Source organism: Streptomyces sp. cg35 (genome assembly GCF_050410835.1).
Classification (GTDB): Bacteria; Actinomycetota; Actinomycetes; order Streptomycetales; family Streptomycetaceae; genus Streptomyces.
In genome coordinates this window covers 6,926,461-6,938,628 of record NZ_CP191268.1, presented here as the reverse complement: position 1 = coordinate 6,938,628, position 12,168 = coordinate 6,926,461, and the positions used below count along the sequence as shown (strand labels likewise).

Below are 12,168 nucleotides of genomic sequence, written 5' to 3'. Positions count from 1 at the left end.
GTCCGCGGACGGTCAGACGGCTCCGGTCAACTCGTCGTAGACGCTGAGGACTTGGGCGATGGTCGCGTCCTCGGTCGGCCAGGACGCGGCCTGTGCGCTGCCCAGGTCCTTGAGTTCGGCGCGGCGCCCGGGATCGGACAACAGCCGCTCGACGGCGCGGGCCAGCGCCGGGGCGTCCCCGTACGGCACCAACTCGGCCGCTTCCCCGACGAGTTCGGGGATGCCGCCGACCTCGGTCGCCACCAGCGGCACCCGGGCGTGCAGCGCCTCCTGCGCGAGCAGCGAGCGCGACTCCCAGCTGCTGGGCAGTACCGCGACGTCGGCGGCGGGCAGCAGTTCGGCGACGTCGTCCCGCCGGCCCGCGAGCCGCACCGGCAGCCCCTCGCTCTCGATGCGCCGCTGGAGCGCGGCCCGCTCGGGCCCCTCACCGGCGATGACGAGCAGCGGCGCGGGGTCGAGGGCCATCCAGGCGTGGGCGGCGTCGAGCAGTACGTCGTAGCCCCGGTGCCGCTGCAGGCTGCCCACGGCCATCAGCAACGGGCGGTCCACGGCGCCGAGTTCGGCCCGGGTCTTGAGGCGGGCGCGCTCGGCGTCGGCATCGTCGAAGGGCTCGGGGTGGCGCGGCAGCGGGAAGGAGACGGCGGCGAGCCGGGCGTCGCGGGCGCCGCGCGTCCGGGCCCGGTCCACCAGGTCGGAGGAGGTGCCGAGGACCACGGACGCGGCCCGGGCGACGCGTCGCTCCAGCATGCGCAGCAGGTGGGCGCGGGCCCCTTCCGCGTACCCGCGGGTGTGCCAGGTGACGACGAGCGGGATGCGGCGGCCGCTGAGCGCGAGGGAGGCGCGCAGCGCGGCGTGCAGGCCGTGCGCGTGCACCAGGTCGGCGTCGGCGCAGGCCACCCGGAGCGCGGCGACGGACGCCGGGTCGCTGCTGCGCGGCACGGCGAGATGGTGGGCGCCGACGTCGCCGAACCCGTACGCACGCTCGGCCTCGGACGGCGCGCACACCGTGACGCGCACCCCGCGGGCCACCAACCCGGCGGCCAGCGAACGGACATGGGCGCTGCTGCCCGCACTGCCGCCGCCCAGCACCTGCACGGTGCGCAGCGGCGTCTGTCCGTTCGATGAGTGGCTGCTCACGTGGCTCACGCGGCCGGGCTCCTGGTGGTCGGTTCGAGTGGTCTGGGCCAAGGATGCCAGTCCGTACGGTCGTTCCGGCACCGGCCACGGTCCCCCACCGCGCGGCGACGGGCAACACGGCGCACCGGACCACTCACACGGGTGAGTTGGCCGCCTGCTTCGAATCCTTGCGGGCCCATGCGCTCACGCGCTCCCCGTAGGCGGCCGCCGCCACGAGTCCGGCGGCGTGCGCGAGGAGCCCGGCCCTCGTGTTTCCCGCGACGATCGCCACGCCGAGCGCGGCGCCGAGGGCGTGCGCCCCGGTGTCGCCGAGCATGCCGCGTTCGGCGAGGTCGTCGGGGAGCACGGCCGCGGCGGCGCCCATCGGCGCGGCCGCGAGGGACCCGCGCAGCAGGCCGGGAGCGCCCAGCGCGAGGACCGCCTGGGCCGCGCGGCCGGGGCGTACGTCGACGAGGTTGACGAAGTGGGCCGTGCCCGCGATGACGACACCCGCGAGCGCCCGGTCGACATGGCGCTCCTTCAGCAGCGCGCCCGCGACGAGCCCGGCGGCTGAAATACCGAACAACTTCACGGCGCCGCTGGTGAGTTCGCCGTTCCGCAGCGCTCCGAGGTGTGCGCGGAAGCCGCGTCGCTCGTCGCCCGCTCCGGCCACGTCGTCGTACGCGCCGCAGGCCCCGGCGGCGAGCGTGGCGACGAGGGCGGCGCCCCGTGTGCCGGGGTCCGCGGCGAGCGCGCCCGCCGCGACGCCCAGCGCGGCGGCCGGGCCGGGGCACAGGTCGACACCGCGACCCGCGTGGTTCTTGCGGTCCCACGACCCCGCGCCGCCCGGCTTCGTGCGGCGCAGGGCGGTGCGGGCGACTCCGGTGACGCTCGCGGCGAGCGCGGCGGAACGGAGGGCGCGGGTGACGTCGGTCATGCGGTCACCCTAGGGCCCATGGGGACCTAGGCGTCGGTCCGGGCCGCAGCGAGGAGTTCCTCCGCGTGGGCGCGCGCCGTCTCCGAGTCCTCCTGTCCCGCAAGCATGCGCGACAACTCCCGTACCCGGTCCTCGCCTTCGAGCACCGTGACGCCGGAGCGCGTCACGGTCCCGTCGTTCGTCTTCTCGACCAGCAGCTGCCGGTCGGCGAACGCCGCGACCTGCGGCAGGTGCGTGACGACCACGACCTGCGCGGACCGGGCGAGCTTGGCGAGGCGCCGGCCGATCTCGACGGCCGCCTTGCCGCCGACACCGGCGTCGACCTCGTCGAAGAGGTACGTGGGGACGGGGTCGGTGCCCGCGAAGACGACTTCCACCGCGAGCATGACCCGGGACAGCTCACCGCCGGACGCGCCCTTGGCGATGGGCCGGGGCGGCGCCCCGGGGTGCGGCGCGAGCAGCAGTTCGACCTCGTCGACCCCGCTGGGCCCGCACGCCACGGTCCGCCCGTCGACCTCGACGCCGTCGGCCGCGTCGGTCTCCGTCTGCCGGATGTCGAAGGAGACGCGGGCGTGCGGCATGGCGAGCGAGGCCAGCTCGTCGGTGACGGCGGCCGCGAACCGGGAGGCGGCCTCGGTCCTGGCGTTGGTCAGTTCCTGCGCCAGTGAGCCCAGTTCGCCGCGGAGCGACGCCAGCTCGGCGGTCAGCTCGCCGATCCGCTCGTCGTCGCCGTCGAGTTCGAGGAGCCGGGCGGCGCTCGACTCGGCCCAGGCGAGCACGCTCGCGATGTCCTCGCCGTACTTCCGCGTCAGCTGGGTGAGCGCGGCGCGGCGCTCCTCGACGGCCGACAGCCGCAGCGGGTCGGCGTCCAGGTCGTCGGCGTATCCGGCGAGTTCGGCGGCGACGTCGGTGAGCAGGATCGACACCTCGCCGATCCGCTCGGCGAGCGTGGCGAGGGACGGGTCGTGGGAACGGACGGCTTCGAGGGCCCGGTGCGCGCCGCCGACCAGCGTCGTGGCGTCGACTCCCTCCGGGTCCTCGGGGTTCCCGGCGAGCGCGGCGTGCGCGGCGGCGGCCGCCGAGGCGAGCGCCTCCGCGTGTCCGAGCCGCGAGGCCTCCTCGGCCAGCTCGACGTCCTCACCGGCGCGCGGCTCGACCGCGGCGATCTCGTCGAGCCCGAACCGCAGCAGATCCGCCTCCTGCGCCCGCTCCCGGGCGCGCGTGGTGATCTCCTCCAGCTCGGCGCTGACGCTTCTCAACCGCTTGTACACGGCCGCGTACTTGGCGAGCGGCTTGGCGACGGCGTCCCCGGCGTACCGGTCGAGCGCCTGCCGCTGCCGCCCGAGCTTGAGAAGGCCCTGCTGGTCGGTCTGTCCGTGCACGGCGACGAGTTCGTCGGCGAGCTCGGCGAGGACTCCGACCGGTACGGACCGCCCGCCCAGATGCGCCCGCGAGCGCCCCTCGGCGGAAACGGTACGGCTGACGAGCAGCACCCCGTCGTCCAGCTCGGCCCCGGCCTCTTCCGCGCGGGCCAGCGCGCCCGAGCCGGCGGGCACGGCGACGCGCCCCTCGACCACCGCGTTCTTCGCGCCGATCCGCACGAGCGCGGGGTCGGCCCGCCCACCGAGCAGCAGCCCGAGGCTGGTGACGACCATCGTCTTGCCCGCGCCGGTCTCGCCGGTCACCGCCGTGAATCCGGGTGACAGCTCGACCACCGCGTCGTCGATGACTCCGAGCGACCGTATCCGCATCTCCTCCAACACGGACACGACCTTACGAGGTCGGGGGCCACCTGTGCGACGGGCCCTGGTCCAGTGGACCGAATCGGCAGGTGGCGTGGGGCCGGTGTGAAGGCCTTGTCACCCTCCCGAGTGCCCGTCGCGTCCGCGGTGGGGTTGTCCCCCGCACGCATCGACCGGTCCGCCCCATGGGGCGGCGTGCCCGGCGCCGGAACACTGGATCACATGAGTACGGCACTGGCACGGGCAGCGCTCACGGCCCACCGTCCGGCGTTCGTGGGGACGGCGGTGGCCGCGCTGTTCGCGGCCGTGGTGGTGAGCGCCTCCACCATGGTGCTCGCGGCGACGGGCACGCACGAGATCCCGGCCGCGGACCGCCGCCGCATCACGGCGAACGGCGTCGGCGACATCGCCGCCGTGCTCCTCATCGGCTCGGTCTACATGTCGATCTTCGTGGTGGTCTCGACCCTGGGCACGGCCGTCGCCCAGCAGAACCGCGAACTGGCCCTGGCCCGCGCGATCGGCGCCCGTCCGCGGCAGGTGCGCCGCGCGGTGGCGGTTCAGGCGCTGGCGGCCTCCGTGCCGGCGGCCCTGATCGGTTTCGCGGCGGGCGGCGCGCTGGCCCGGTTCTGGTTCGGCGGCATGGTGGCCCACGGTCTGGTCCCGGCCGGGGTCCCGTTCCGCTTCTCCTGGCTCGCCCTGCCGGTCTGTCTGGCGGTCGCGGGGGTGACGTCCACGGTGGCCGGGCTGCTGGCCTCGCTCCGCTTCTCGCTGCTCAGGCCGGCCCGCGCCCTGGACGAGGCCGCGGCGGGCCGGCGCTCCCTGGGGCCGCTGCGCGCGCCGCTGGGGGTGCTGGCGGTCGGGGGCGCGACGCTCCTGTCCGCGCTGCTGGCCCGGCAGCCGGCGGAGGACGCGAACGCGGGCGCGTTCCTGGTCCTGATCCTGTTCTGCGTGGGGGTGGGCCTGCTCGGGCCGCGTCTCGTCGGCCCGGCGGCCTGGCTGGTCTCCACGCTGATCGGGCGGATCGGGCCGACCGCGCGGCTGGCGATGCTCAATGTCCGTTCGCAGCCGCGCCGTTTCTCCGCCGCGGTGGTGCCGCTCGTCCTGGTCGTCGGCTTCGGCGTCACGAAGATCGCCCAGCACACGACGGCCGAGCACGTGACGGGCTCGGCCGGCAGCACCGGCGAGGTGTGGCTGGACTACATGGGGACGGCCCTGTACGCGGGCTTCGCCGCCATCGCCTCGGCCAACACGCTGGCGATGATCTCGCTGGAGCGCCGCCGCGACGTGGCCCTGCTGCGTGTGGTCGGCTCGCAGCGCCGCCAGATCCGCGCGATGGCGTTCTGGGAGGCCCTGGTGGTGGCCGGCACGGCACTCCTCCTCGGCTCCCTGATCGCCCTGGCGACACTGGCCCCGATCCTCGACAGCGCCTTCGGCTCACCGCTGCCGTACGTGCCGTGGCCGCTGGGGGTGGCGGTGGTCCTGGCGACGGTGGCGCTGACGGCCATGTCGACGGGGGTGCCGGTGCGCAGGGGGATGCGCGGTCCGGCGATCACCGTGGTGAGGGAGTGAGCGGGTCGTGCCCCGGGTGCGGGGCTGCACCCGAGGACCGGGCCTCAGGCCTGTCCGGCGGATCGTGTCGCGGGCGCGGGGCCCGGCACGCCGACCTGCACAGATCGGCGCGGGCCACCCGGACGCGGCCTGAATCCGCCGGACTGGCCCTAGTGCGGCGCCCCGCGCCACCCGGCGACGGGCAGGGCGAACTTGGCGACCAGCCGGTCGGTGAACACGGCATGGTGCAGCCGCGCCAGCCGCACCGGCACGGCACCGCGCCGTACTTCGACCCGCGCTCCGGCCGGCAGTTCCACGGTCCGCCGCCCGTCGCACCACAGCACCCCGTGCGGTGTGTGCGGCTGCACCTCGACGGCGAGCACCGACTCCGGTGACGTCACCAGCGGCTTGGCGAACAGCGCGTGCGCGCTGATCGGCACCATCAGCAGCGCCTCGACCTCGGGCCACACCACGGGCCCGCCCGCCGAGAACGCGTACGCCGTCGATCCGGTCGGCGTCGCGCACACGATCCCGTCGCAGCCGAACCCGGTGACGGGCCGCCCGTCGATCTCCAGGACGACCTCGAGCATCCGCTCGGGCTCGGTCTTCTGCACGGCGGCCTCGTTCAGGGCCCAGTCGCGGTGCACGACATCGCCGTTGCGGTGCACGACGACGTCGATCGTCATGCGCTCCTCGACCTCGTACTCCTTGGTGACGACCCGGTCGACGACCTTGTCCAGGTCGTCGCGCTCGGCCTCGGCCAGGAACCCGACACGGCCCAGGTTCACGCCGAGCATCGGCACCCCGGAGGCCCGGGCGAACTCGGCGCCGCGCAGCAGCGTCCCGTCACCGCCCAGCACGATGAGCAGCTCGCATCCGTCGAGGCAGGCCGGGGTGGCCTCCTTCACCAGCTCCACGGAGGACGGCAGCGGCAGATCGGCCGCCTCCGACTCCAGGACCCGCACGCCGAGGCCGCTGCGCAGCAGCCCCTGGACGACGAGTTCGGCGCTGCGGATGGCCGCGGGCCGCCCCGTGTGCGCGAGCAGGAAAACAGTACGAGCTCGGGTCTGTGTCAACGCGGCCCCTCCGCCACTGCACGGTCGATGTCGGCCGGGTCCGGTTCGGGTGCCCCGGCACGCAGCCACAGAAAGTACTCGACATTTCCGGAGGGCCCGGGCAGGGGGCTCGCGGTCACCCCGCGCACGCCGAGCCCGAGCTTCCACGCCTGCGCGGCGACCCCGCGCACCGCTTCGGCCCGCAGCTCGGGGCTGCGCACGACGCCGCCGCTGCCGAGCCGCTCCTTGCCGACCTCGAACTGCGGCTTGACCATCAGCACGAGGTCCGCGTCCGGCGCCGCGCACCGCGCGAGGGCGGGCAGCACCAGGCCGAGCGGGATGAAGGAGAGGTCCCCGACCACGATGTCCACGGGGACGTCATCGATCGCCTCCAGCGTCAGTTCGCGTACGTTCGTACGGTCCTTGACGGTGACGCGTTCATCGCTCTGCAGTGACCACGCGAGCTGCCCGTACCCGACGTCGACGGCGACGACGTGCGCGACACCGGCCCGCAGCAGCACATCGGTGAAGCCGCCGGTCGACGCCCCGGCGTCCAGCGCCCGCCGGCCCTCGACCACGAGCCCCTGCGGGACGAACGCGGCCAGCGCGCCCGCGAGCTTGTGCCCGCCGCGCGAGACGTACTCGGGATCCCCGTCGTCCTGCGCGACGACGATCGCCGCGGCCGTCTCCACCTGCGTCGCGGGCTTGGTCGCGACGGTCTTGCCGACGCTGACCCGCCCCGCGGCGATCAGCTGGCTGGCGTGCTCGCGCGAGCGGGCCAGCTTGCGGCGGACGAGTTCGGCGTCGAGGCGGCGACGTGCCACACCTGCCACGGTCGGTTCAGCTCCTGTGGTCGTACGAGGGCGAAGGCTGGGGCCGTGCGTCGAGCGCGGTCAGCGCGCCACGCAGGCCCTGATGTACATCCTCGTACACCTCGACGTGCCCGTCCGCCGCGAGGTGGTCCACATCGCCGAGCCGCTCCAGCTGGGCGTCCACGTCGGCGTTGCCGGTGGGGGTCCGCTCGATGCCGAGGGGGGCGGGGGCCGCGGGCTCGTACGACGGTTCGTCCGGGGCCGGGACCTCGGCTTCGGCGGGAGTCTCACTCATGCCCAGACGCTACCTCGGAAGGCCGGTGTACCGTCGATCACGATGGCCACGATGGAGGAGTGCCGGGCGGCACTCGAGAAACTCTCGGACAACATGGCGGGCGCCGACGGGGACGTCCGCGCCGCCGCGGCGCTCGACCGCTCGCTGAGCTGCCGCATCACGGACCTGGACGTCACGTTCTCCGGCCGTCTCGCCGACGGCCGGATCGAGGTGCTGGACACCCGCCCCGGGCCGCCCGTCGAGAAGGCGCAGATCCGCCTCTCGATGACGGGCGACGACCTGGTGGCGATGGTGGACGGCCGGCTGAACTTCGCGAAGGCCTGGGCCGCGGGCCGGGTCAGGCTGGAGGCCTCGTTCCGCGACCTGCTGCGTCTCAGGACGCTGCTTTAGCCACGGCCGGGGTCTTCTGCCGCGCCTTCCGCGCCGCCGGCACCACCAGCGGGGTGCCCGTCTCCGGGTCGTCGATGACCTGGCACTTCATTCCGAAGAGCCGCTCGACGAGGTCGGCGGTCACGATGTCCTTCGGGGCCCCTTCGGCGATCACCTCGCCGCCGCGCAGCGCGATGAGGTGGGTCGCGTACCGGGCCGCGTGGTTGAGGTCGTGCAGGACGGCGACGAGCGTGCGGCCCTGCTCCTCGTGCAGCTCCGCGCACAGGTCGAGGACGTCGATCTGGTGCTGGATGTCGAGGAACGTGGTCGGCTCGTCGAGCAGCAGCAGCGGCGTCTGCTGGGCGAGCGCCATGGCGATCCACACCCGCTGGCGCTGACCGCCGGAGAGCTCGTCGACGTACCGGTCGGCGAGTTCGGCGACGCCGGTGGACTCCATGGACTCCCGTACGACCTGCTCGTCCTGCGGCGACCACTGGCGCAGCAGGCCCTGGTGCGGGTAGCGGCCGCGGGCCACCAGGTCGCCGACGGTGATGCCGTCGGGCGCGACGGACGACTGGGGCAGCAGGCCGAGCGTCTTGGCGACCTTCTTCGCGGGCATCGACTGGATGACGCTGCCGTCGAGCAGGACCCGGCCGGCGCTCGGCTTGAGCATCCGCGACAGGGCGCGCAGCAGCGTGGACTTGCCGCAGGCGTTCGGGCCGACGATCACCGTGAAGGAGTTGTCGGGGATCTCCACGGACAGCTTCTCGGCGATGACGCGCTGGTCGTACCCGAGCGTCACGTCGTCGGCTATCAGCCTGTTCACAGCGGTGCTCCTTCGGTTCTGGTGCGGCTGGTCCGCCTGGGAGGTGTGCGTGCGGGCGCTCATATCCGGCCCGCCTTGCGCTCGGTGACGAGCAGCCACAGGAGATAGGCGCCGCCGACCACGCCGGTCACCACGCCGACGGGCAGCTGGTCCGCGCCGAACATCCGCTGCGAGGCCAGGTCGGCGACGATCAGCAGCGTCGCGCCCATCCAGGTGGCGGCCATCAGGTTCGGGCCGGGCGACTTGGTCAGGCGCCGGGCGATCTGCGGGGCGGTCAGCGCCACGAAGGTGACCGGGCCGGCCGCTGCGGTCGCGGCGGCGGTCAGGAAGACGGAGGCGGTGAGCAGCAGCAGCCGGGTGCGCTCGACGCGGATGCCGAGTGCGCCGGCCGAGTCGTCGCCCATCTCCAGCATGCGCAGCGGACGCCCGAACGCGGCGACGACCGGGGCGAGGACGGCGAACAGGATCAGCAGCGGCCACACCTGCTCCCAGCCGCGGCCGTTCAGCGACCCGGTCATCCACACGGTGGCGCGGGCGGCGTCCACGAAGTCGGCCTTGGTGAGCAGATAGCCGTTGACGGCCGTGACGAACGCGGAGACGCCGATGCCGACGAGGACGAGCCGGTAGCCGTGCACGCCCCGCTTCCAGGCGAGGACGTAGATCGCGAAGCCGGTGACGAGGCCGCCGACGAGCGCGCCGAGCGCGACCTGCGCGGCGCTGCCGCCGAAGATCACGATCATCACGAGCGCGCCGGCGGTCGAGCCCTGCCCGAGTCCGAGCACGTCCGGGCTGCCCAGCGGATTGCGGGAGATGGACTGGAAGAGCGCGCCGGACAGGCCGAGCGCGCCGCCGACCAGGAGGCCGACCAGGACCCGCGGCAGCCGCAGGTCGTTGATGATGAACTCCTGCCCGGCGTCGCCGTGGCCGGTCAGGGTGCGCAGCACGTCGAGAGCCGGGATCGGGAAGTCGCCGGTGCCGATGAGGACGACGCTCGCGACGAGCGCGGCCACGACCAGGATCCCGACGACGACGGTCGCGCGGACGTCGAGCCGGACGGAGAGCCCGCCCGGGGTGCGTATCGCCTTCACAGCTGGGCCAACTTTCGGCGTCGTACGAGAACGATGAAGACCGGGGCGCCGATGATGGCGGTGACGATGCCGACCTGGAGTTCGGCCGGGCGGGCCACGATCCGGCCGACGACATCGGCGCCGAGGAGCAGGACGGGCGACAGGACCGCCGCGTACGGCAGGATCCAGCGCATGTCGGGGCCGGTGAACGAGCGCACGATGTGCGGCACCATCAGGCCGACGAAGACGATGGGGCCGCAGGCCGCGGTGGCGGCGCCGCACAGCAGGGTCGCGGCGGCCATGCTCAGGGCGCGGGTGCGGCCGAGGTGGGCGCCGAGGGCGCGGGCCGTGTCGTCGCCCATGCCCATCGCGTTGAGCGGCCGGGCCAGGCCGAGGGCGAGCACGGCGCCGACGGCGATGAACGGCAGCACCTGCTGGATCGTGTCCATCTTGGCGCTGGCCAGCGAGCCGACCTGCCAGAACCGCATGCGGTTGAGCGCGACGTCGTCGGTGATCATCACCGCGTAGACGTAGCCGGACAGGGCCGCGGTGATCGCGGTACCGGCGAGGGCGAGCCGCACGGGGGTCGCGCTGCGCGTGCCGCCGAGCACGTACACGAGCGCACCGACCGCGGCCGCGCCGAAGAAGGCGAACCACACATAGCCGCTGAGCGAGGTCACCCCGAAGACACTGATGGCGGTGACGACGGCGGCGGAGGCGCCCATGTTGATGCCGAGGATGCCGGGGTCGGCCAGCGGGTTGCGGGTCAGCGCCTGGAGGACGGCGCCGGCGAGGCCGAGCGCGAGTCCGGCGAGCAGACCGAGCAGCGTCCGTGAGACGCGCTCGCCCACGACGATGTCCGCGTACGCACCGGTGTCATGGAACAGCCCGTGCCAGACCTGGTCCAGGGAGAGCGGCTTGGCTCCGACCGCGATGCTCGCCACGAGGACGACGAGCAGCACGAGAGCCGCGGCGAGGAGTCCGGCCGTGCGTATCGCCGCACGGCGGCCGGGGGGCGCGGGAGCGGTGTCCGCGCTCGTTTCTGGGGGACTGTCGACCAACACTCGGTTAGGTTAGCCTACCCTCCGATTCGGTCACATCCGCGCTGCGCTGAGAGAAGCGTCTCCCCCGTCTCCCGTGCCGCCCGCCGCTCCGCCCGCGGACTTCTGGCGACCGGCGGAGCGATCGGTCCCGGTGCACTGCTCACCGCGTATGGCGACGGCAAACCTCCGGCACGGTCAAGTCGATCCACCGCCACTTGGTGGCGGCCCCCGGGATCGACCGCAATCGCGTCAAGTTCCCGGGGACACCGGCGCGGGCCCCCGCCGCGCCGTCGCTACAGCTCCAGCCGCGCCAGCGCCTTCGCCGCGTCCAGCGCACACGTCCCGTCGCCGGCCGCCGTCCACGCGGCAGCGCACAGCGCGCGCAGCCCGTCGAGCGCGTCCCCGTCCCCCTCCAGTTCCAGGCGCTCGTCACCGGCCACGGCGGTCCACCCGCCGCACCGGAACCCGTCCCGCTCCTCGGTCACCTCCGGCTGCCCGGTCAGCACCCCGCGCAGATCCCGGTCCACATACGTGGGCCGGTGCTGCGGCGGCGCGGCGAGCAGCTGCGCCCCGTCCGTGACGCCGGTCAGCACGAGCAGCGAGTCCACTCCCCCGTTGAACGCGCCCTCGATGTCGGTGTCCAGCCGGTCCCCCACGACCAGCGGCGTCTTCGCCCCGGTGCGCAGAATGGTCTCCCGGTGCATGGGCGGCAACGGCTTCCCCGCGATCTGCGGCTCCGCCCCCGTCGCGATGCGCACGACCTCCACCGCCGCCCCGTTCCCGGGAGCGATGCCCCGGGCACTCGGAATGGTCAGGTCAGTGTTGGAGGCGAACCACGGCACACCCCGGGCGATCGCGTAACAGGCCTCGGCGAACCGCCCCCATGCCATGTCGGGCCCGCCGTACCCCTGAGCGACCGCGACGGGATCGTCGTCCGCGGAATCGACGGGCACCAGCCCCCGCTCCCGCAGCGCGACCCGCAGCCCTTCCCCGCCGATCACCAACACTCGCGCCCCTTCGGGCACTTGGTCGCTGATGAGCCGAGCGACGGCCTGCGCCGACGTGATGACGTCGCCCGCCTCGGTCGGGATCCCGAGCTCGGTCAGATGCCCGGCGACGGCGTCCGGGGTCCGCAGCGCGTTGTTGGTGACGTACGCCAGCCCCATCCCCCCGTCCCGCGCGACGGCCAGCGACTCGACGGCGTGCGCGATGGCCCGCCCACCCGCGTAGACGACGCCGTCCAGGTCCAGCAGCGCGGTGTCGTACGCCTCGCTCAACGCCCGCGCACTGCCGTCGGGCCGCACCCGCGGCCCGTCGCCGACCGCACCACTCGCACTCTGGCTCATTCCGTATCGCCC

General features: G+C 74.1%; 12 protein-coding genes. 2 read left to right on the top strand and 10 right to left on the bottom strand.

What is annotated here, in order from left to right:
* Nucleotides 1-12: 12 nt before the first annotated feature.
* The 3 genes from ACQUQD_RS31750 to recN all read right to left on the bottom strand — a co-directional run bounded on the left by ACQUQD_RS31750 (nt 13) and on the right by recN (nt 3,804).
* Nucleotides 13-1,146, bottom strand: coding sequence for a glycosyltransferase family 4 protein (locus ACQUQD_RS31750; protein ID WP_428955595.1), 1,134 nt, complete (start codon nt 1,144-1,146; stop codon nt 13-15).
* Nucleotides 1,147-1,270: 124 nt separating this feature from the next.
* Complete coding sequence (locus ACQUQD_RS31745) at nt 1,271-2,053, bottom strand: hypothetical protein (protein ID WP_428955594.1); 783 nt, start codon at nt 2,051-2,053, stop codon at nt 1,271-1,273.
* 26 nt (nt 2,054-2,079) lie between these two features.
* Nucleotides 2,080-3,804 (bottom strand): DNA repair protein RecN, encoded by a 1,725-nt coding sequence (gene recN / locus ACQUQD_RS31740; protein ID WP_428957710.1) that lies wholly within the window; start codon nt 3,802-3,804, stop codon nt 2,080-2,082.
* A 213-nt stretch (nt 3,805-4,017) separates the two neighbouring features.
* Here recN and ACQUQD_RS31735 point away from each other — a divergent pair, with 213 nt between their 5' ends.
* Nucleotides 4,018-5,364, top strand: coding sequence for an FtsX-like permease family protein (locus ACQUQD_RS31735; RefSeq protein WP_428955593.1), 1,347 nt, complete (start codon nt 4,018-4,020; stop codon nt 5,362-5,364).
* Nucleotides 5,365-5,513: 149 nt separating this feature from the next.
* Here the strand turns inward: ACQUQD_RS31735 and ACQUQD_RS31730 are convergent, their stop codons facing one another.
* The 3 genes from ACQUQD_RS31730 to ACQUQD_RS31720 are packed head-to-tail and all read right to left on the bottom strand — an operon-like array spanning nt 5,514 to nt 7,505.
* On the bottom strand, nt 5,514-6,419 hold the full coding sequence (locus ACQUQD_RS31730) for an NAD kinase (RefSeq protein WP_428955592.1): 906 nt from the start codon (nt 6,417-6,419) through the stop codon (nt 5,514-5,516).
* The gene (locus ACQUQD_RS31725; RefSeq protein ID WP_428955591.1) at nt 6,416-7,231 is read right to left on the bottom strand and encodes a TlyA family RNA methyltransferase; all 816 of its coding nucleotides are present in this window, start codon (nt 7,229-7,231) and stop codon (nt 6,416-6,418) included. The genes ACQUQD_RS31730 and ACQUQD_RS31725 overlap by 4 nt, the downstream gene beginning before the upstream one ends.
* Before the next feature lie 7 nt (nt 7,232-7,238).
* Nucleotides 7,239-7,505, bottom strand: coding sequence for a hypothetical protein (locus ACQUQD_RS31720; protein WP_428955590.1), 267 nt, complete (start codon nt 7,503-7,505; stop codon nt 7,239-7,241).
* Between the two features lie 42 nt (nt 7,506-7,547).
* On the opposite strand from ACQUQD_RS31720, the gene ACQUQD_RS31715 reads away from it, so the two are divergent.
* The gene (locus ACQUQD_RS31715; RefSeq protein ID WP_428955589.1) at nt 7,548-7,895 is read left to right on the top strand and encodes an SCP2 sterol-binding domain-containing protein; all 348 of its coding nucleotides are present in this window, start codon (nt 7,548-7,550) and stop codon (nt 7,893-7,895) included.
* Here the strand turns inward: ACQUQD_RS31715 and ACQUQD_RS31710 are convergent.
* The 4 genes from ACQUQD_RS31710 to ACQUQD_RS31695 all read right to left on the bottom strand — a co-directional run bounded on the left by ACQUQD_RS31710 (nt 7,879) and on the right by ACQUQD_RS31695 (nt 12,156).
* Complete coding sequence (locus ACQUQD_RS31710) at nt 7,879-8,763, bottom strand: ABC transporter ATP-binding protein (protein ID WP_428955588.1); 885 nt, start codon at nt 8,761-8,763, stop codon at nt 7,879-7,881. The two genes, ACQUQD_RS31715 and ACQUQD_RS31710, sit on opposite strands and share 17 nt — an antisense overlap.
* Nucleotides 8,760-9,788 carry a FecCD family ABC transporter permease gene (locus ACQUQD_RS31705; protein ID WP_428955587.1) on the bottom strand — a complete coding sequence of 343 codons (1,029 nt, stop codon included), beginning with the start codon at nt 9,786-9,788 and terminating at the stop codon, nt 8,760-8,762. The genes ACQUQD_RS31710 and ACQUQD_RS31705 overlap by 4 nt, the downstream gene beginning before the upstream one ends.
* A complete protein-coding gene (locus tag ACQUQD_RS31700; RefSeq protein ID WP_428955586.1) occupies nt 9,785-10,831 on the bottom strand; it encodes a FecCD family ABC transporter permease in 1,047 nt (348 codons plus the stop codon). Before ACQUQD_RS31700 ends, ACQUQD_RS31705 begins: the two co-directional genes overlap by 4 nt.
* 272 nt (nt 10,832-11,103) lie before the next feature.
* Nucleotides 11,104-12,156, bottom strand: a complete 1,053-nt coding sequence (locus tag ACQUQD_RS31695; RefSeq protein WP_428955585.1) for an HAD hydrolase-like protein — start codon at nt 12,154-12,156, stop codon at nt 11,104-11,106.
* Nucleotides 12,157-12,168: the final 12 nt, after the last annotated feature.